Origin of the sequence: Paraburkholderia haematera, assembly GCF_905220975.1 — a bacterium.
GTDB classification, from domain to species: domain Bacteria; phylum Pseudomonadota; class Gammaproteobacteria; order Burkholderiales; family Burkholderiaceae; genus Paraburkholderia; species Paraburkholderia haematera.
On record NZ_CAJNBK010000009.1, the window covers coordinates 111,790 to 132,054 of the forward strand.

Genomic DNA, 20,265 nt, shown 5'->3' on the forward strand with positions numbered 1-20,265 from the left:
CTGCCGGCGATACGATGGTGGAGGCGACGGCGGTGCAGTGGCTTCGTCAGCCCGCGCTCCGGGACAGCTTCAGGGCGAAATGCAAAGCAAATTGCGCCCCGTCCCGGGTGGGCAAACCGCCCATGATCTGTTCTATTTTGTCGAGACGGTACTTGAGCGTTTTCGGATGAATGCCTAGCCGATGGGCGGCCAATTTATGAGACTGTCCCGAATCGAAAAAGGTCTCAAGCGTCAGGACAAGATCGCTTCGTTGCAGCCGGTCGTGCGATGCGAGTCTTCCGACAACGTTCTCGACCCACCTTTGCGCGGCCGGTTGCAAACCGATCTGCCGAAACAGGATGTCGAGTGCTACGTCACCATACGCCACGGGGCCATTAACCAGTTCCGGACTATCGAGTGCCAACACAGCCTGGGCATCCTGCACGCTCTGGTGTAGCAGCGCGGCGGATTCGACCGGCGCGCCGGACGCGATGCGCCATACCGCAATCCCGTTGCCGATCAAACGGCTCCATACCTGTTGGAGTTGAGCGTCGACCGCGACTCGAGCGTCCTCGAGCGAGGCGCTGGGGGCGACTGACGGTAGCCAGAGCAGGCGTCCTTCCCACTCGAAGACGAGGGGTTTTTTTTCCGTCGTATAAATCGCCTGCCAGGCGCCACGCGTTTCTGCATCTCCCGGCGTCCCGCTATCCTGCGAGGGTTGGACACGCTGAAACATCACTGCTACACGCACGGATGAGAGGTCCAGAGATTGCGCTGACGCAAATAAGCGAGCAGTTTCAAAGTCACCCGCTAAAAGATGTCCCATCCAGGTTCTGAAAGGCTCGGCGTACGTCTCGTCTGCAACCCGAAGCTTGGCGAGTTCCAGCGTCAGAAGCGCCGCACCCTGATCCAGCATCGCGGCCTCCAGCGCAGACGGAGGAACCGCGTCAGGCGAATTCACAATCAGATATCCCTCACTCGGGATACCGGCCCGCCGGCCCAGGGCCGTGATCCAGGCAGATCTTCTGACGACGGTCTTGCCCGGCGCGACATACTGCGGCAAATGGGCGATGACGTCGGCAGCGGCCCAGTCGTCGGAAGACGCATAGAGAACGCCTCGATCGTCAACTACCGCCACCGACTTTTGAAAATGACCTGCGAGCAAAGAAACGAGAGAACTCAACCCGCCGCCATTCAGCATTTCCTTCAGGAGCTCTTGCTGAACGAGGTTTGCTTCGCGGACAAGATAGCCGTCTTCGCCCTGAACGGCACAAATGAGAGGGGTAAGAATATCCGCGTAGTCCACACTCAACGGCAGTTCGAAAAGCGGCAGGGAAAGCTCGTCCGCAGCACGCAAAACTGCCGGTAGCAAAGGCGCCACGAGCCCAACCTGGAAGACGACCGCAACGCAGCCACCTCGGCGCAATTGTCGGATTAATTCAACCTGTCGATTGGTATCGTTTCCTGCAAAGTTGAAAGTCGTCAGGAACAGGTGGTTTCGAAATTCCCAACGGTCGTCGTTCTCGGTAACGGCCTCGAGTACGTTAACGTGACTCACAATGTTCGAGAGCCCCTTCTTGCCGGCAAGAAGACGTCCTTGTCGCATCCCCCCGATCCTGGATGCCTGTTCAACTGTTAATCCCACCCTTGTCTCCCCCTGCTTCGGCACAACTTAACCGATCATCCCGACGCCGATCGTCGGTCATCGGGAGCGTTAGGCGCCAAATCATACCCGGTCGATATCTCAGTGGGTGTGGCGTCGCTGCATCGCACGGCGTACCTGGCTGGTATCAGGCGCGCAGGTTTGTAGTGATTCCATTCGTTCGGACAGTTGTTCCGGGAATTAAAGTGGAGCTTGCCGGACGTTACGCTGCCGTTTTGATCGCAGGCAGCATCGCGAAGGATGTTGGTCAAGGAACCGTCCGGCTGGCGACGTTTCGCCAACCGGCGCGAGGTCGCCTCAAACCAAACTAGCCACTGGTGCGCAATCCACGAGATCGACTGATTTGAAGCGTGACGCCTACGGGGGGTCACGAATTAAGCGCCGCCGCGTGAAACGCGAGGTGACCTCCGATGAAGCTGGCGATGAAGTAATAGCTGTGGTCGTAGCCGGGACGCAGATTAAGCGTCAGCGGATGGCCTGCGGCTTCGCATGCGTCGCGAAGCAGATGCGGCCTGAGTTGAGTTTCCAGGAACTCGTCGGCTTCGCCTTGCTCGATCAGGAGCGGCAGCTTCTCCGTCGTTGATCGCACCAGTGCGGTCGCGTCGTACTGCTGCCACGTCTCACGGTCGGGGCCGAGATAGGCGCCAAAGACTTTTTCGCCCCATGGCACCAAAGACGGCGCCACGATCGGCGAAAATGCCGATACGCTGCGATAGCGATCTGGATTCCTCAATGCCACGACGAGCGCTCCATGCCCACCCATCGAGTGGCCGCTGATCGATCGCGCTCCCGAAGCGGGAAAATTCGCCTCGATCAGAGCAGGCAATTCGCTGACGATATAGTCATACATCTGATAATGCGCAGCCCATGGCTGCTGCGTCGCATTGACATAGAAGCCTGCGCCTTTCCCGAGGTCGTAACCGGGATCGTCGGTTACGTCGTCGCCACGTGGACTTGTGTCCGGGGCAACGACGATGACGCCATGCTGTGCGGCATAGCGTTGTGCACCGGCTTTGTTGATGAAATTCTGTTCCGTGGAAGTAAGGCCCGAAAGCCAGTACAGTACGGGCAACTTTTTTCCCTGCGCTCGCGGGGGCAGGAATACAGCGAACCTCATCGTGCAACCGAGGGTCTTGGATTCGTGGCGGTATACGTCCTGCCAGCCGGCGAAACAGGCGCGGTGTTCGATCCGTTCCATTATGGCTTCCGTGAGAGGGCGGTCCGTCGCAAGCGGCTCGCCCGAATGCTTTCTATTTCAGAATACCGTTGCGCTTCGCGATATGGGTTGCTATCGCGTCCATCAGCGGCGGATTGAGGGAGTCGTATGGCGTCAGGCCGAGCTCGCTGAGCCGGGCGCGAATACCGTCCATCTGCTCCGGCCTCGCGCTACCGCCCTCGATGGTGGAAGATACGAAGGCTGCGAAGCGCGGCTCTTCCCAGCCGGTGTCATCCGAGAGTTCGACGTGAATGAAATCGAGCCCATAGAACGGATGGCCACGGTTTTCGATTCGCCCAAGCATGTGCGTGCCGCATTCCTTGCACGCGTGGCGCTGGATCGCTGCGGTTGGATCGACCATCTGCAGTTTTTCAGAATGCTGGGTGACTTCAACTTTCTCCCGCGGCACCACGCCGATCACAGCGAAAATGGCGCCCGCCGGCTTCCAGCATTTCGTGCAACCACATGCGTGATTATGAGCGACGTTGCTCTGCACACTCACTTCGACCGGATCGTTCTTGCATCGGCAGCGGAGCGTACCGCCACCGAATGTGGGATTGCCCTTTTTGACGCCAGGGTCCACCAACGGGTGAATAGCTACGGAACTCATCTTAATCCTCCTAAGGTTTGAAGAAATTCAGCGCAATGACACCGCGCAGTGAACGACACACGGTTGACACCTAATAGTTGATCACCGTGCGGATCGACTTTCCGTCGTGCATCAGGTCGAACGCTTCGTTGATCCGGTCAAGCGGCAACGTGTGCGTGACGAACGGGGCGAGCTGGATGTCGCCGCGCATTGCGTCTTCGACCATGCCCGGCAGCTGCGAGCGGCCCTTGACCCCGCCAAACGCCGTGCCTTTCCAACTGCGTCCCGTCACCAGCTGGAAAGGGCGCGTGGAGATTTCCTGGCCCGCGCCAGCCACGCCAATGATGATCGACTGCCCCCAACCGCGGTGAGCGCACTCAAGCGCCGCGCGCATCACGCTTACGTTGCCGATACATTCGAACGAATGGTCAACGCCCCAGCCGGTCATCTCGACGATCACCTGCTGGATCGGTTCTTCATGGTCTTTCGGGTTGACACAGTCGGTTGCGCCGAACAGTTCCGCGAGCGGGAACTTCGACGGATTCGTGTCGACGGCGAAGATCCGGCCGGCCTTTGCCTGGCGCGCGCCCTGGATGACGGCGAGCCCAATGCCACCGAGTCCAAAAACCGCGACGCTGTCGCCGGGTTGCACCTTGGCGGTGTTATGCACCGCACCGATGCCGGTTGTGACACCGCAACCCAACAGGCAGATCTGCTCGTGACTGGCTGCCGGATTGACTTTTGCGAGCGAGACCTCGGCCACTACCGTGTACTCACTGAACGTCGAGCAACCCATGTAGTGATAGATCGGCTGGCCGTTATACGAGAATCGCGACGTGCCGTCGGGCATGACACCTTTGCCTTGTGTGGCGCGCACCGCGACGCACAGATTGGTCTTGCCGGACCTGCAGAAGAGACATTCTCCGCACTCGGCTGTGTAGAGTGGTATCACGTGATCCCCAGCCATCACCGACGTTACGCCTTCGCCGACTTCGACGACGACGCCCGCACCTTCATGACCGAGCACGCAGGGGAAGAGGCCTTCAGGATCGTCGCCCGAAAGTGTGAAGGCGTCGGTGTGGCAGACGCCCGTATGCGTGATCTTGACCAATACTTCGCCTTTCCTCGGTGGCGCAACATCGATCTCGACAATGTCGAGCGGTTTTCCAGGGCCAAATGCAACAGCAGCACGTGATTTCATAGACGTTTTCTCAAATGACAGGAACAGGGCGGATGCGAAACTAGCGGCATTTGTGACCGGCATCGGCTATCGGAGACAGGTGCGCGTTATAGCGGCAGCGCACGGATGTACGCGGGCACCGCCGTCCATTGCAATGTGTGATTCAGCTCGCTCATGCGCTCACCTGTCCTTCCCCCGAACGCCACAGCACGGGAAACAGCGGGTGCGCCATCGGTGCGTCTTCTGCGAGCGTTTCCCGCAGCCCGGGAAAATCGGGCGACGTGCGCCAGGGGCGCGGCTTGTGCCGGATGTCGTCGCCGATCAAGCGCAGCGAGAATGCGCGCCGACGGCGGTCACCTCCTACTCCGCCCGATGCATGCAGCGTCAGCATGTGAAAGCACACCATGTCGCCCGGTTCGAGTGCCCAGCCAACAATCGGGTACGCACCGCGGTCACCCTCGATATCGGGCAAGTCGCAGAGGCTGCCTTCCGGAAACCACCGCGCCTCGTTCTCCATAAACGTACGTGGCATCAGCCAGGGGCCGCGATGGGAACCAGCGACGAATTCGAGCGTCGATTCGCGCGCGACCGGATCCACGGGAATCCACATACTGACGTTCAGCTCGCCGGCAATGTTGTAGTAAGGCTGGTCCTGATGCCACGGCGTGCGCTGGCGGGTATTCGGTTCTTTCACGAGAACATGGTCGTGATAGAGGCGCACCGTGTCGCCGCCGATCAGTGCGCCCGCCACGCTTGGCGCCGGCGACTCCATGATGAAACGCCGGTAGCCCGCATTGTCCTGCCAGTTGCAGAAGTCCTCGAAGAACCAGCCCGGATCGTCCTGGCGGCTTGCCACTCTTGCACGCGGACTGGGCGCAGCGATGTTGTGGTCGATCGCGTCGCGCAGAAGCGCGACTTCGTCGTCCGAGAAGATGTTGCGGATGCACACCGCCCCGTTGACGCGAAATGTCTTTACAAGATCGGCGGTCACGGCTCGTGCGACCCGTTGTTCAATCGTTTCCGTCATCTGCGTTGTCCCTTGTGTTGTCTGTCAAAGATTTACCGTCGCAGCGCGCTCAGCGTTCGACGGCACGGATGAAGTCCGCGATACGGCTATTGCCTGCCGCGCTGTGCCGGATTACTTTCCGGACACGAGACGCCCTGCGACCTTGCAGTGGATGCGTGTCGCGTTGCCGGGCAGATATGAAAGAGGCACATCCTCGTGTTCGAGCACTTCGACCGTGGACGGAGCAGCACCCGACCGGACCGCTGACTCATTTAGAAGTCGCATGCGCCCCCCAATTTGTGGATCGGCATGCTTTTCCCGGCACGCTGGCCGGGTGGTTCGTCCATTGTTCCATCTGCTGACTCGTCTCGCTTTTCTGGTTGCCCACAAAGCCGACGGCGCACGGCGCCCGGCGTCTCGGCATGAATAGTCGAGCGTCAAATTCAGATCGTCATTGGACAAGATGCGCAATCGATCGCCGGCCGTTTATCTCACCGGGATAGCGACTGCTGAGGGGCAGCGTGCAGCCGCCCCGTTATCTCGAGCTGCGGGACAGCTTCAGTGCGAAATGCAACGCGAAGCAAGCACCATCGCGGGTCGGCAGGCCGCCCATGATTTGTTCAATCTTGTCGAGGCGGTACTTGAGCGTCTTGGGGTGAATACCGAGCCGGTGCGCGGCCAATTTGTGGGACTGGCCGGAATCGAAGAAGGTCTCGAGGGTCAGCACGAGCTCGCTTCGTTGCAGCACATCATGCGATGCGAGTTTTCCGACAACGTCGTCAACCCACCGTTGCGCGGCCGGCTGTGCGGCAATCTGCCGGAACAGAATGTCGAGCGTGACATCCCCATACGCGATGGGGCCATTAGCCAGTTCCGGGGGGGCGAGCACCAGCACCGCCTCTGCATCCCGTACACTCTGGTATATCTGCGCGGCGGGTTCGACCGGCGCGCCGGACGCGACGTGCCATACCGACGTACCGTTGTCGACCAGGCCGCTCCAGATTTGCCTGAGCTTACAGTCGACTGCCGTCCGGGCTTGCTCGATCGACACCCCGGACGCGACCGAAGGCAGCCAGAGCAGACGTCCGTTCCACTCGAAGACGCGAGGCTTCTGCTCGACCGAATAGATCGCCTGCCAGATGCGGCGTGTTTCCGCATCCCCCTGCGTCCAGATGCCCTGCAATTCCTCGGCATGCTGAAACAACACCGCCACGCGCACGGTCGACAGGTCGAGGGACTCCGCCGCGGCGAGACTGCGTGCCGCTTCGGCATCCCCTGCTGACAGATGCCCCATCCAGGTTCTGAACGGCTCGACGTATGTCTCGTCCGCCACCCGAAGTTTGGCCAGCTCCAGCGTCAAGAGCGCCGCGCTCTGATCCAGCAACGCGGCCTCCGACGGGGACGGCGGAACGGCGTCTGGCGAGTTCACGATCAGGTATCCGTCGATCGGAACGTCAGCGCGCCGGCCGAGCACGGTAATCCAGGCCAATTGTCTGACGACGGTCTTTCCGGGCGCGGCATATTGAGGCAACTGGGCGACGACGTCGGCGACCATCCAGTTGTCGGAGGACGCATATAACACACCCCGATCGTCGACTACGGCGACCGATCGCCCGAAATGCTCCGCAAGCAATGACACCAGCGCACCCAAGCCGCCGCCGTTCATCATTTCGTTCAGCAGTTTTTGCTGGACGACGTTTGCCTCGCTGACGAAATACGCGTCCTCACCCTGGACCGCGCAAATGAGGGGCGTCAGGATATCCGCGTAATCCACGTTCAAAGGCAGCTCGAAGAGCGGCAGAAGAAGTTCGTCCGCCGCACGCAGGACGGCGGGTTGCAAAGGCGCGACGAGCCCGACCTGGAAAACGATCGCGACGCACCCGTCCCGCCTCAATTGTCTGATCGCTCTGACTTGCCGGTCCGTGTCGTTTCCCGCGAAATGGAACGTGGTCAGAAACAGGTGATTCCGAAGGTCCCATTTGTCCTCGGTCCCTGTCACGGCCTCGAGCACGTTGACGTGACTCACGATGCTCGAAAGCCCCTCCCTGCCGGCAAGAAGGCGCGCTTGCCGCATCCCTCCGATGCCGGCCGCCCGCTCAACGGTCATTACCACTCTTGTGTCCCCTTGCATCGTCACGACCGAGCCGATCACCCCAACGCTGATCGCCAGTCTTCGGCAACATGAAGCGTCAAATGATACCCGGAAATAAGCAACGCGACGGTTCGTTCAGCTCCAGCAGTACCTATTCACGAGAATATTTGCAGGGATATATCGATGCCAAGGGGAAAGTGCAGGATTCCTTAAAGAAGGCGCCGAAAGACAACACGCTGGTGCTGCCTATCGAGTTCGAGACACAGCGCGCGCAGATTTCTTGCACTCTGTGGTGATCTCAACGCGAATCGTGACTTTCATTCCCGCTTGCGTCCAGCGTGACTGCAGAAAACCTAGGCAGTCTCCGACGAAACTCCAAAGTTTTTAACGCTCCCGCCGCATTGTCGCGAGTTCACACAATTATTGTCGCAACGTTGATAGATTTAATACGGTCTACGACTGCGCGGATCTCAATGCCACAGCCCCAGAACCGGACCAAAATAGCTCCTGGCGTTGCGTGTCCGCCGTTGGTGAAAGCCGCCGCTCGAATGACTGTGGAACGTTAATGGTGGACGACCGCGTCTGGCCGGCAAGCGTCCGTTCGCTCGCCGGCGCCAGCTTACACTTCAGTCTGTTCCGCCATTTCAAGCGCGTCGTCCACTTCGATGCCGAGATATCGAACCGTGCTTTCCAATTTGGTATGGCCGAGGAGCAATTGCACCGCCCTGAGATTCTTGGTACGTCGATAGATCAGCGATGCCTTGGTGCGGCGCATGGTGTGCGTTCCATAGGCTGCATCATCAAGTCCAATTGACGCGACCCAACGATGTATGACACGCGCATACTGCCGTGTTGAAATATGTGGCGACTCGTGAATTGGGCTGGGAAAAAGAAAATCCGAACCCGCAAGCTTCGCTGCCTTGATCCAGGCCTCGACGCTTTCGCGGGTTTGCTCGGTGATTTCGAACTGAACCGGCCGTTGCGTTTTCTGCTGTATAACAGTTGCCCGCGGCGAAACATGTTGGCCGTGACATACGTCAAGGACCCGCAGCTTGGTCAGATCGCAAGCTCTCAACTTGCTATCGATTGCCAAGTTAAACATCGCAAGGTCGCGAGGCTGCCTGGATAGCTGGAGCCGGACACGAATCACCCAGATTTCCGGCAGTTTGAGCGGAGGTTTCTGCCCTGTGAGCTCACCCTTGTTCCAGGGCACTCTCGCCGTACGAGTGACTTTAGTGGTTTCCACGATCCGCTCCTTTCACGTGAAGGGAGGATCAGTCTGCGCTAGCTGCCAACGGTCACTACCCGACCCTAAGCGGTCTACCAATTGCCGCAGATCGAGCGGCCGGTTTTCGAACTTCACCGGTCGTGCAGCCTAGGCCAGAACTGAGTGGCGGGCTCGTACCCGGCGCGACGAACACCGTGCTGTTCTGGTGGGCGACGTTGATGGCACGGTTCTCGTCGAGCGGTTCGTGCGCATAGCCGACACGCAGTTCTACATTGGCCAGCTTAAGCGTATCGCCGAATGCCTAGTCGACCGTCCCCCCAACATACGAAGCCCCTTCAGACGGGGGTGTAGATCGAGAGTTTCAGCGACGGGTCGTCGTTCGCCTGAAACGTAGCGTATTCGTAACGTTGAGTGCCACGCTGGGGATGCGCGAGTACCTTCTGCCCGGATGCGCCACCGCGGACATCGTGCGCGCTCCACCACCGCGCAAACTCCGGACTATGCGAACGAAGGCGTTCCACTAGCTCTACGAACGACGAGTCGGCGGCAAACAGATCATGCGTCGTGCGAAAGAGGGCGATCATGCGGCGCGCTTCGTTCACCCAGGCGGATCCGAACAGCCGCCGCGCTTCGGGTTCGATGAACATGAAAATGAGGATGTTGTGGTCCGCCTCCGCCAGGCGAGCGAACCCGAACAGATCCGCAGCCGCCTGGTTCCACTTCAGGATGTCCCACCGCCGGCCGGTCACGTATGCCGGCAGGGGCAGGTTTGAAACGATGCGCGCGATCGCCGGCGGAACGCTCTCCGGCGCAAATGTACCTTGGTCATTGCAGCGGGCGAGCGTCCGCAGATGTGCGGCCTCTGCTTTTCCAAGGCGCAGGGCATGAGCAAGTGCGTCGAGGGTGGCATCGGAGGGACTGACCGTTCGCCCCTGCTCGAGCCGCACATACCAGTCAACGCCAATGCCCGCCAGTTCGGCAACTTCTTCCCGCCGCAGACCCGGCGTGCGACGGCGCCGGCCGCTTCTGAGCACGCCCGCATCCGGGACCAGATTCTCCCGGCGCGAGCGCAGGAAATCACCAAACTCACTCAGTCTCGCTGCTGGCATGTTCGTCTCGCAAGGGGGGTACGCAAGAATCCTAGGATAGTACCAGGCCTTGTTGTCTATTCTGGGCTCGCCAGAATGACGTCGTCAAACCATCTTTGAGGAGGACGACGATGAAAGCTGCAATCCTGCATTCGCTTGACCGACCGCTTGAGATTGCGCAGATACCGAATCCGGAAATCGGGACGGGCGAGGTGATCGTGGATGTCGTCGCCGCGCCGGTGCTGCCATACGCCAACGAAGTGTTCAATGGTCAGCGTCGTTATCCGATCGAGCTGCCCATAGTGCCCGGCTGCGGCGCGATCGGCCGCGTGAGCGCAATCGGCCCTGACGCTACGCATCTGAAGGCTGGCGACTGGGTGTTCTGCGATCCGACTGTGCGCTCGCGCGACGACGCCTTGATTCCCGATATTGCGCTACAGGGCTGGAGTTCACGAGGCGAGGGTGGCCTGCGTCTGCAACGGTACTTTCATGATGGCCCGTTCGCTGAACAGGTGCGTGTGCCGACCGAGAACGCGATTCGAATCGGTGAGATCGATTCGGACGAGGCGGGGCGGTGGTGTGCGCTCAACGTCATGCTCGTGCCCTATGGGGGGCTGCTTTCGGCTGCGCTGCGGGCGGGCGAGACGCTGCTCGTGAGCGGTGCTACCGGCAACTTCGGCAGTGCCTGCGTGGCCGTCGCGCTAGCTATGGGGGCGCGTTGCGTGGTTGCCCCGGGTCGCAATGCACAAGCGCTCGACGATCTGAAACAGCGGTTCGGCGAACGTGTGCGCCCGGTCAAACTTTCAGGCGATGAGCAGGCGGACCGAGAACGGATGCAACAGGCGGCTCCTTGTCCGATCGATTGCGTAATCGATCTGTTGCCGCCCTCGGCACCCACCACGGCCGTGCGTGCCGCTCTGATGGCCGTGCGCCCGTACGGTCGCGTCGTTTTGATGGGTGGCGTGGGAATGCTGGGCGGCGCAGGGCTCGACCTGCCGTATCCATGGATCATGCGCAACGACATCACAATACGCGGCAAATGGATGTATCCGACGGAAGCTGTGACGCTCATGGCGGGTCTGATCCGCTCCGGCTTGCTGGATCCTGGACATTTCGACATCAAGACATTCCCGCTCGTCGATGCCAACGATGCGGTATCCCATGCGGCTGCGAACGGAGGTCCATTCAGAATGACCGTGATACGGCCTTAGCCAGCGATTGCGGCAGGGGTCGGCCTTGCATTGGTAATGGATTCACGCGAGCAAGCGCTGGAACGGCTTGTGGACACCTGCTGGCCGATGAGGTCGGGCTAAGCCCGACCTGTTGCTGTCCGTCGAGAAGACAACATCCAACGGCCGGTTGCACCATTTCGATGAAGGCGCCGTCGTGATGAAGTTGGAATTCGCAATGGCAGCTTTCCGGCGGTTTGTGCGAACGCGTACTTCCGGCCACCAAGAGTCATTCGCCGGCAGCGTCGATTGGACATCAAGGCGACCGCGGCACACCGGCAACCGGCCGTTCGACAGGTGTTGCTGAAAGACTGGGGCCGACAATGCGCGCTTCCATCGGCTCGCACCAGCTGGACAGTATCCCAGGTTCCTCCGAAGGTCGAATACACGCCGAGTAAAATGGGAATTGCGCTCGGACCCTCATCGAGGTGCTCATCGAATGGGCCGAAATGCGGCAGCAAATACTCGGGTGGCCCCCAACCCGGTAACGGTGCAGGTATTTCCGGAAGCCCGGTAGGTCGCTTCGAGCTGATGGTCACGCGACTGCCCCTTCGCGCCGATTCCCCCGTGCTCCGAACTGGATTGACGCGGCCGACGTATGTCAGTCACGATGATCGTCCGGGCTGTCGGGCCGTCTTGTAGTTCACCAGGCTAGTCATTGCGTCGCAGCAGTCGAGATTCCGGGCGAGCAGGAGCGCCGCTGGGGTCGTTCAGGTCGTCGAGCCTTTTCATATCCCGGATCATCTGGAAAAGATCACGCATTGAATCAAGATCAAGCAGTCTCAAAAACGCAAAGGTATCCTGATAAGCTCGCATCCAGGGGCTCATTGCGGAAGCCACAGCTTTTCGTCCCTCGGTCGTCACGGCGAGCTGACGTGTCCGCCGATCTCCCTTGTGGATGATCGATGAGATGAGCTTGCGACGGAACAATGGTGCCAGATTGGCCGACAGGTTCGATCGGTCCATTGCCAGTTCTGCTGCCATGTCGCCGAAAACCATTGGTTCGCGTAGATGTAGCAAGGCGAGCATACAAAACTGGGATGCGTTGACGTCGGTATCCCGCAGCGCTTCGTCGAAATGAGCCCATAAAGCGCGCATTGCGCGCTGGGCGAAAAAATGGTTGAGCGCGAGAGCGGAGATTTCTCCGATTGCGAGCATCGACGACTCGCAATTCTGACTTTCCATATGTGCGGTTCCGGGTGCGTACGGGCTCGGTTGCAAAGAGTTCCGTGCTGCTGCGGGCCGTCGTTGCAAGGCGCCGAAGTTGTCATGACCATGGACGCCTGAAGCTAATCACTCGTCGGCGCAGGGCGGGCCCGCGAACGTGATGCACGTTGCGGCGGGAGAGAGGATTTCACGCGAGCCCGAATGTTTTCCTCAAGCTTGCATCCACGGGGCCGGAGGGCATGAAGCGCCGCAATTTGCGCAACAAGGATGCTTCGCCGGCCGGCGTGCGACGCATACGCCAGGTACCGAGCGCCGCTTCAACGATTGTCTTCGCTACGCCGTCGGGCGCGGGGGCGCCATTGACACTGTTGACGACTGCGCTTGATGCAAGGACCCGCTCGCGATCATAGTCGGCGATCTTCGAACTCACCTCCGGTGCATTGACATCGAGATTTGTGCGGGTAAAGGACGGCTCGACCAACGATACTCGGATACCGAACTGGCGCACCTCATGATCCAGTGTCTCGGTCAGCCCTTCGACGGCATGCTTGGACGCGGAGTAGAGTCCCATGTAGGGGGCGGGCAAGAACCCGAGCACCGAACTGACATTGATGATCCTTCCGCCATGTTGTGCACGCATATGGGGAAGTACTGCCTGCGTCGTGCGCAGAATGCTGAAGACGTTGGTATCGAACAGCGACAAGGCCTCGGCGGCCGAAGTTTCCTCCACGGCACCGATCAGGCTCGTTCCCGCATTATTGACGAGGACGTCGATTCGCCCGGTGCGTTCGATGACGGACTGGATTCCGGCCTGGACCGAAGCATCGTCGCGAACATCCATCTCGACAAGCTCGACTCCGGAGATAGGCACCGCTTTTGCAATGCTGCGTACTGTGCCAAACACGCGGCAATCTCGCCTCGTAAACCTCTCGGCGGTGGCGCGTCCGATACCCGATGACACGCCGGTCACAACGACAACCGTGGAATGCGACATGAAAAGCTCCGTTTGGTGATTTGATGGTGTTTCAACGCGCGTCGAGCGCATCCTGGGTCATCGGTTCGGAGCGCGAAGACTGGTGATTCCGGCTCTTGTGCGAACCCGCAGGGCTGCCGGGGCGGATCCTGAACCAGATCGCGAACATGGCCGGCAGGAACACCAGCGTGAGAATCGTTCCGGCTAACGTGCCGCCGATCAGCGTGTAGGCGAGCGTTCCCCAGAACACCGAATGCGTCAGCGGGATGAATGCCAGGATCGCCGCCATGGCCGTGAGGATCACCGGGCGCGCCCGCTGCACAGTGGCTTCGACGACCGCATGGAACGGATCCAGCCCGGCATGTTCGTTCTGGTGAATCTGCCCGATCAGGATCAGCGTGTTGCGCATCAGGATGCCCGAGAGCGCGATGAGGCCGACCAGCGCGTTGATGCCGAACGGCTGCCGGAACAGGATCAATGTCGGAACGACGCCAATGAGGCCGAGCGGACTCGTCAGGAACACCATCACCATCGCCGAGATCGAGCGAACCTGGAGAATGATGATGATCAGCGTGATCGCCAGCATGATCGGGAACAGCGGCAGCATCGCAGTCGTCGCTTTGCCCGATTCCTCGATGGAGCCAGCCTGCTCGATCCGGTAGCCGGTCGGCAGCTTCGCGATGATCGGCTGAAGCTGCCTGGTGATTGCCGTCGATACGTCCGGTGGCTGCAGATTTTCGGCAATGTCGCCACGTACCGTGATCGTCGGCACGCGGTCGCGCCAGCGCATGATCGGCTCCTCCAGCCGCACGTCGACCTTGCCGACCTGCGACAGCGGAATGCGCTGCCCGTTGGCGCCGGCCAGCGTGAAATCGCCGAGCCGGGCCGGGTCGAGACGCACATCGCCGGCCGAACGCGCGACGACCTGCACGTTTCGAATGTCCTCACGCACGGCGGTGACAGGCACGCCGGTGAGCAGGAACTGCAGCTGTTGCGCGACGGCGCTGGATGTCAATCCCACCGCCTGCAAGCGATCCTGCTGCAACGTGAAGTGCAGCGTCGGTGAGCGCGTGCCCCAGTCCGTGTTGACCGTGCGCATCATCGGACTGGCCTCCATCACCTGCTGGACTTGAGCCGCGATTCCACGCAGCTTGTCTGCGTCCGGACCGGTGACGCGATACGCGACCGGGAACGGCGAATACGGCCCGAACACGAGTTGCGTGACGCGCACGCGCGCTTCGGGAACAAGACCGTCGGCGATGGCTCGCCGCAGTCGCGCCTTCAATGCATCGCGTTCCTCCTGACTGTCCGTGCGGATCACGATCTTCGCGAACGACGGATCGGGCAGTTCCGGGCCCATCGCCAGGAAAAAGCGCGGTGCACCTTGCCCGACGTACGCGGTGACGATCCTGGCGTCCTTCTGTTTAGCCAGCCACGCCTCCACCTTTTCGGTAGCAGCGCTGGTTTGAGAAATGGAGGTGCCATAGGGCATCTGCACCTCGACCAGCACTTCTGGACGGTCGGAGATGGGGAAGAACTGCTTCTTGACCACGCCCATGCCGACGATGGCCAGGGCGAAGAGGCCAACGACCGAACCGGCAACCAGCCATTTGCGCGCGATGACACGCGTGAGCAGCTTACGGAAGCGGTTGTAGCGCGGCGTGTCGTAGATCGCGTCATGCCCGCCTTCGACCTTTTTGAAGTCGGGCAGCATCTTCACGCCGAGGTAGGGCGTAAAGACCACGGCAACGACCCAGGATGCGATCAGTGCAATGCCGACGATCCAGAACATGTTGCTGGTGTATTCGCCTGCGGTGGACCTCGCGAAGCCGTTGGGCATGAAGCCGACCGCCGTCACCAGCGTGCCCGACAGCATGGGGGCGGCAGTGTGGCTCCAGGCATAGGCAGAGGCGGCCACACGGCTGTAGCCTTCCTCCATTTTCACCACCATCATTTCAATGGCGATGATCGCGTCGTCCACCAGCAGGCCCAGCGCCAGGATCAGGGATCCCAGCGTGATGCGGTCGAAGTTCTTGCCGGTCGCGGCCATCACCACGAACACGATGGCCAGCGTCAACGGCACGGCGGCGGCAACCACCAGGCCTGCGCGCCAGCCCATGCTCACGAAGCTCACGAGCATGACCACCAGCAGGGCGACGAAAAACTTGACCATGAACTCGTCGACCGCCGAATGAATGTTGACGGCCTGATCGGTGACCTTGGTCAGGCTCATGCCCAGCGGCAACCCGGCGTTGATTGCGCCGACCTCGCTGTCCAGCGCCTTGCCGAGGTCGAGCCCGTTCCAGCCGTCGCGCATCACGATGCCCAGCAGCAGCGCGGGCTCGCCGTTGTTGCGGATCATGAATGTCGCAGGATCTTCATAACCGCGCTCGACGGTGGCAATGTCCGACAGTTTCAGCGTGCGGCCCTGCACGACGACCGGCGTGTCACGGATCTTCTGCAGATTGTCGAAGGCGCCGTCCAGGCGAATGAACACCTCTGGACCTTTGGTCTCCACGGAGCCGGCTGGCGTCAGGGCGTTCTGGCCATTGAGCGCGGCGAACACGTCCTGCGGGCTGACACCGAGCGTTGCCAGCCGGTCATGCGAGAACTGGACGTAGATGCGCTCGCCCTGCTCGCCGATGATATTGACCTTCTTCACGCCCGGCACATGCAGCAGCCGTTGCCGCAGCGTCTCGGCATCGCGCACGAGCAGCCGTTGCGGTTCGCCCCGGGCTTTCAGTGCGAAGAGCGCAAACGTGACATCAGCATATTCGTCGTTGACCATCGGCCCGATCACGCCAGCCGGAAGGTTGGCTGCTTCGTCGCCGATTTTTTTCCGGGCCTGGTAGAACTGCTCCTGCACTTCCGACGGTGGTGTGCTGTCGAGCAATGTTAGCGTCGTGAAGGCCAGGCCAGGTCGTGTGTAAGTTTCGGTCCGGTCGTACCAGCGCAGCTCCTGCATGCGCTTTTCGATCTTCTCTGCGACCTGATCGTGCATTTCCTGCGCAGTGGCCCCCGGCCATACGGTGACGATGGTCATCACCTTGATTGTGAACGCTGGATCTTCGGCGCGACCCAGCTTGAAGAACGACAGGAGCCCGGCCAGCGAGATCAGGCAGATCAGGAACAGGATGATGGAACGCTCGCGCACGGCGAGCGCCGACAGATTGAATCGGCCTTCGCTCACGGACGTGCTCCTTCGTTTGCCATCGCGACGGCCTGGCCGGACACGCGGACCTGTTCGCCTTCGTGCAGCAACTGGGCACCGAGCGCAATGACGCGATCGCCTTGCTTCAACGTACCGGACACGCGCGCGCTGTCGTCGTCCAGGTGAAGAACCGTCACCGGCTGCCATGCGACCCTGGTCGGCTCGCCGTTGGCGATCCACACGCCGGGCCCTTTGCCCGCATCGAGCACCGCGCCGATCGGCACCTGCATGCCGCCCTGGAGCGCCACGCGTGCGTCCGGTACCTCGATCGTGACGGTCGCGCCTAGCGGCGCGTCGGCCAGCGCACCCTGCAACACGTAACGCGCTTCGAAGGTGCGGGTACGCGGATCTGCCGAATCCGAGAGCTGGCGCAGCGTGGCTGGCACGCCGGCGCTGCTGTCGCCGAACAGGGCCGCCTGGGCAACTGAACCGATGATGGGACGTAGGGTTTCCGGAAGCTGGATCACAGCCTCGCGACGGCCCGCGTGGGCCAGTCGCACCACGGGCTGTCCCGCGCTGACGACCTGGCCCGGTTCGGCCAGCGTTTCCATCACGACGCCATCGCCGTCCGCGGCCAACTCGGCATAGCCCGTCGCATTGCGCGCCACGTCGGCGTCGGCCTGGGCCGCGCTGAGCTGCGCCCTGGCGGCATCGGCGGCCGCCTTGGCCTGATCGTAGGCCGAAGCCGAGATCGCACCCGTGCCGCGCAGGTCGCGATAGCGCTCCTCATCCTGCGCGGTCTGCTGCGCCCGCGCCCGCGCGGCGGTGACCGCCTCCTGCCGGGCCTGCGCGGCAAGCTTGAGATCGATGGGATCGAGGCGCATCAGCAGCTGGCCGCGTTTGACGGTTTGGCCGGTATCCACAAGCCGTTCCAGCACCTTGCCGGAAACACGGAAACCCAGATCGCTCTGCACGCGAGCCGCGACAGTCCCCGTAAACGAACGGGCTGCGGGGACGGCGCTCTGAACGATGGCCGTGCGCACCAGCGGTACCTCGGTGCGCGGATCGGGCGGTGCTTTTTCGCCGCAGGCCGCTAGCGCAAGCGGCAGCGCACAGGCGAGTGCGGAGGTGGCGAGGCGACGCGAGAACATGAAAGTCCCATCGATGAAGTGATGACGGCTTTCATTATGGTTCTAGTGACTAAGTTAGTCAATAGTCACTGGTATTGATCGCGTCAGGGCGACAGACTTCGGAGAACCAGGCTGGACAGCTGCGCAGGCGCGACATCGGTGGTGTCGCGGTTGTACTGCAGGAGTAGCGGGTTGAGGTACGGGCGCAGCACCAGATAGATTGCCATCGCGGTTTCGTCCAGCGGCGTCTTGCGTTCGAAGTCTCCGCTTTGGCGACCTTCCTGCAGAATTTCCTGGAGCAGCTTCTGAACACGTGCCTCATAGGCTTGCACCGCCTGCCAGTTTTCCGTGGCGGCCGATGCTGCGATTTCGTATAGCTTGCGGTCCCGGAAAAACAGCCTGAGGCTGGCTTCGGTAAAGACCTTGAAGATCCGTCGCAGCTTCTCCGGCGGCAGATCGGTCTCTGCGACGGCTGTCCGGACCTCGCTTTCGATTTCGCGCAGGCAGTTGACGCAGATCATCTCGCCAATGGCCTGCTTGGATTCAAAGAACTTGTAGATGTAGGCCTTGGAAAACCCGATCGCCCTGGCAAGGTCCGAGACCGTCGTTTTCTCGTAGCCATACCGGCTGAAGTGCTCGGTGGCGGCGGCAACGATCTGGTCCCGAACCTCGTGATCAGCCGGGCCGCGCGCGGGGACGGAGGAAGTGGTGGTGTTTTTCATGGGCATAGCATACAGGAATGGACAACTAGTGACTATTTGGTATAGTAGTCACAATCAGAATCTCGTAAAGACGCTTATGCTACCCAAACACCTCCTTGCTGCGGTCATTGTCGCCAGCCTCTCGGCGGCCTGCGCTGTCGGCCCCGACTATGCCCGGCCCGATGTTGCCATGCCGGACCATTTCCAGGGCCAGGCTGCGGTGGATCACCGGCAGGCGGCGGCGAGCGCAGACCTGGTCACGTGGTGGACGGGTTTCGGCGATCCGCAACTGACGCGATTCGTCGCGCTTGCGCTGGAGCAGAACCTCGACCTCGCGCAGGCATCCGCTCGCGTCGTGCAGGCGCGTGCAGGACTTGGCGCGGCGAATGCCGCGCTGCTGCCTTCTGGCAATGTTAGTGGCCAGGCGGCCCGGGTCTACCAGTCGGTTGAAACTCCGCTGGGACGTGTCCTGAATTCAACGCCCGGTTTCGATCGCTACGGCAACGACTACGAGGCCAATTTCAACGCGAGCTGGGAACTGGATGTGTTTGGTGGCCTGCGTCGCGGGCGGGAAGCGGCACTTGCCGACTATCAGGCTTCAGAGGCCGGCGAGGTGGCTACGCGCCTGGCTGTGGCAGCACAGACCGCCGACATCTACATCACCATCCGTGGATTGCAGGCTCGTCTGCAGGTGGCCCGCAAGCAGTTGCAGACGCAGCAGGATCTGCTCTCGACCATCAAGCTTCTGTATGGGAAAGGCTTGGCGGCCGATCTTCAGGTGAGCCAGGCTGAAGGCGCGCTTGCGCAGGTTCAGGCGTCCATCCCGGTCCTCGAGGCGGGGCTGGATGCGGCGATGAACGCGCTGGATGTGATGCTGGGCTCACAGCCCGGCACGCATCGGGCGGAACTCATCGAGGGCGTCGATATCCCGGCCGCCCCGCGAATCGCAGGCACCGGATCGCCTGGCGAGTTGCTCAGGCGTCGGCCCGATCTGATCGTGGCCGAGCGTCGCCTTGCTGCATCGAACGCGCGTATCGGCGTGGCAGTCGCTGAGTATTACCCCAAGCTGTCACTCAGTGGACTGATCGGGAGCGCCACTTCAGTGGCCAGCGGCAACCTGTTCAGTAGCGGCGCCAGTCAGGCCGCTGGTCTGCTGGGGCTGCGCTGGCGTCTGTTCGATTTCGGCCGCATCAATGCGCAGATCAATGAGGCCAAAGGCCAGGACGCCGAGATGCTCGCCGCGTACCGGCTTGCCGCATTGCACGCAACGGAGGACGTCGAGAATTCTTTCTCTGCGCTCGTGAAGCGCGAGGAGCAGGCTGCCGTTCTCGCGCAGGGTGTGAACTCGCTAGGCCGGGCGCGAGCCGCCTCGTTTGCGGCCTACCAGAAAGGTGTCGTCAGCCTGATCGAGGTCCTGCAGGCCGATCAAAACTTGCTGCGCGCATCCGACGAGCGGGTGCAGGCGCAAACGGAGTCCGCGCGCGCAGCGGTCGCTGCATTCAAGGCACTCGGCGGAGGGTGGCAACCCGCCGATCCTCAGGCCGTTGCAAGCCGATAGCACCGCCACCCTGGGCCGGCCGCAGCCGGCCCGCTCGTTTGCAGAGGCTTCCTCCGACAGTCGGGATGCTGTTTCCGGCGCCTGCCGATGCGCAGTGCGCACGACGGGCAAGTGACCGTTGGTAATTCGAGAACGGCCACAACTAGTGCAATGACCTGACTGACGGAAACGGGTCGACTTCAGTCCTCCGCGTTCTCGGAGAGCAGTCATTCCACCGGTTGCGATTAGATGGAAGCCCAAGGTCAGCAAAGGCCGATCACCCGCCCTTTATGTCGCGTCGGCCAACGGCAGATTGTCGGCCGGAACTGCCATGCG

15 protein-coding genes are annotated in these 20,265 nt (G+C 61.3%); 2 read left to right on the forward strand and 13 right to left on the reverse strand.

The features are described from left to right. Positions 1-46 precede the first annotated feature (46 nt). The 8 genes from KHO23_RS17810 to KHO23_RS17845 form a co-directional block, all read right to left on the reverse strand. Positions 47-1,585, reverse strand: coding sequence for a PucR family transcriptional regulator (locus KHO23_RS17810; RefSeq protein ID WP_211612538.1), 1,539 nt, complete (start codon positions 1,583-1,585; stop codon positions 47-49). A gap of 424 nt (positions 1,586-2,009) precedes the next feature. After that, a complete protein-coding gene (fghA, locus tag KHO23_RS17815; RefSeq protein ID WP_211612539.1) occupies positions 2,010-2,840 on the reverse strand; it encodes an S-formylglutathione hydrolase in 831 nt (276 codons plus the stop codon). A gap of 52 nt (positions 2,841-2,892) precedes the next feature. Next, positions 2,893-3,468, reverse strand: coding sequence for an S-(hydroxymethyl)glutathione synthase (gfa, locus tag KHO23_RS17820; protein WP_211612540.1), 576 nt, complete (start codon positions 3,466-3,468; stop codon positions 2,893-2,895). A gap of 70 nt (positions 3,469-3,538) precedes the next feature. After that, positions 3,539-4,648, reverse strand: coding sequence for an S-(hydroxymethyl)glutathione dehydrogenase/class III alcohol dehydrogenase (locus tag KHO23_RS17825; protein ID WP_211612541.1), 1,110 nt, complete (start codon positions 4,646-4,648; stop codon positions 3,539-3,541). Between the two features lie 151 nt (positions 4,649-4,799). Further along, on the reverse strand, positions 4,800-5,654 hold the full coding sequence (locus KHO23_RS17830) for a phytanoyl-CoA dioxygenase family protein (RefSeq protein ID WP_211612542.1): 855 nt from the start codon (positions 5,652-5,654) through the stop codon (positions 4,800-4,802). A 514-nt stretch (positions 5,655-6,168) separates the two neighbouring features. Next, on the reverse strand, positions 6,169-7,740 hold the full coding sequence (locus KHO23_RS17835; protein ID WP_211612543.1) for a helix-turn-helix domain-containing protein: 1,572 nt from the start codon (positions 7,738-7,740) through the stop codon (positions 6,169-6,171). A gap of 604 nt (positions 7,741-8,344) precedes the next feature. Beyond that, entirely contained in the window at positions 8,345-8,971 is a 627-nt protein-coding gene (locus tag KHO23_RS17840; protein ID WP_211612544.1) for a tyrosine-type recombinase/integrase, read from the reverse strand. Between the two features lie 317 nt (positions 8,972-9,288). Further along, entirely contained in the window at positions 9,289-10,062 is a 774-nt protein-coding gene (locus KHO23_RS17845) for a helix-turn-helix transcriptional regulator (RefSeq protein WP_211612545.1), read from the reverse strand. Positions 10,063-10,172: 110 nt separating this feature from the next. Here KHO23_RS17845 and KHO23_RS17850 point away from each other — a divergent pair, with 110 nt between their 5' ends. Beyond that, entirely contained in the window at positions 10,173-11,252 is a 1,080-nt protein-coding gene (locus KHO23_RS17850; protein ID WP_211612546.1) for an alcohol dehydrogenase catalytic domain-containing protein, read from the forward strand. Between the two features lie 669 nt (positions 11,253-11,921). On the opposite strand, the gene KHO23_RS17855 is transcribed toward KHO23_RS17850, so the two are convergent. The 5 genes from KHO23_RS17855 to KHO23_RS17875 all read right to left on the reverse strand — a co-directional run bounded on the left by KHO23_RS17855 (position 11,922) and on the right by KHO23_RS17875 (position 18,413). Beyond that, a complete protein-coding gene (locus KHO23_RS17855) occupies positions 11,922-12,455 on the reverse strand; it encodes a MarR family winged helix-turn-helix transcriptional regulator (RefSeq protein WP_211612547.1) in 534 nt (177 codons plus the stop codon). A 169-nt stretch (positions 12,456-12,624) separates the two neighbouring features. Continuing rightward, positions 12,625-13,431 (reverse strand): oxidoreductase, encoded by an 807-nt coding sequence (locus KHO23_RS17860; protein ID WP_211612548.1) that lies wholly within the window; start codon positions 13,429-13,431, stop codon positions 12,625-12,627. A 31-nt stretch (positions 13,432-13,462) separates the two neighbouring features. Beyond that, positions 13,463-16,600 (reverse strand): efflux RND transporter permease subunit, encoded by a 3,138-nt coding sequence (locus KHO23_RS17865; RefSeq protein ID WP_211612549.1) that lies wholly within the window; start codon positions 16,598-16,600, stop codon positions 13,463-13,465. Next, on the reverse strand, positions 16,597-17,712 hold the full coding sequence (locus tag KHO23_RS17870; RefSeq protein ID WP_211612550.1) for an efflux RND transporter periplasmic adaptor subunit: 1,116 nt from the start codon (positions 17,710-17,712) through the stop codon (positions 16,597-16,599). Before KHO23_RS17870 ends, KHO23_RS17865 begins: the two co-directional genes overlap by 4 nt. An 83-nt stretch (positions 17,713-17,795) precedes the next feature. Further along, a complete protein-coding gene (locus KHO23_RS17875) occupies positions 17,796-18,413 on the reverse strand; it encodes a TetR/AcrR family transcriptional regulator (RefSeq protein ID WP_200562069.1) in 618 nt (205 codons plus the stop codon). Between the two features lie 76 nt (positions 18,414-18,489). Between KHO23_RS17875 and KHO23_RS17880 the strand changes: the two genes are divergently transcribed. Then, positions 18,490-19,950 (forward strand): efflux transporter outer membrane subunit, encoded by a 1,461-nt coding sequence (locus tag KHO23_RS17880; RefSeq protein WP_211612551.1) that lies wholly within the window; start codon positions 18,490-18,492, stop codon positions 19,948-19,950. The last annotated feature ends 315 nt before the right edge of the window (positions 19,951-20,265 follow it).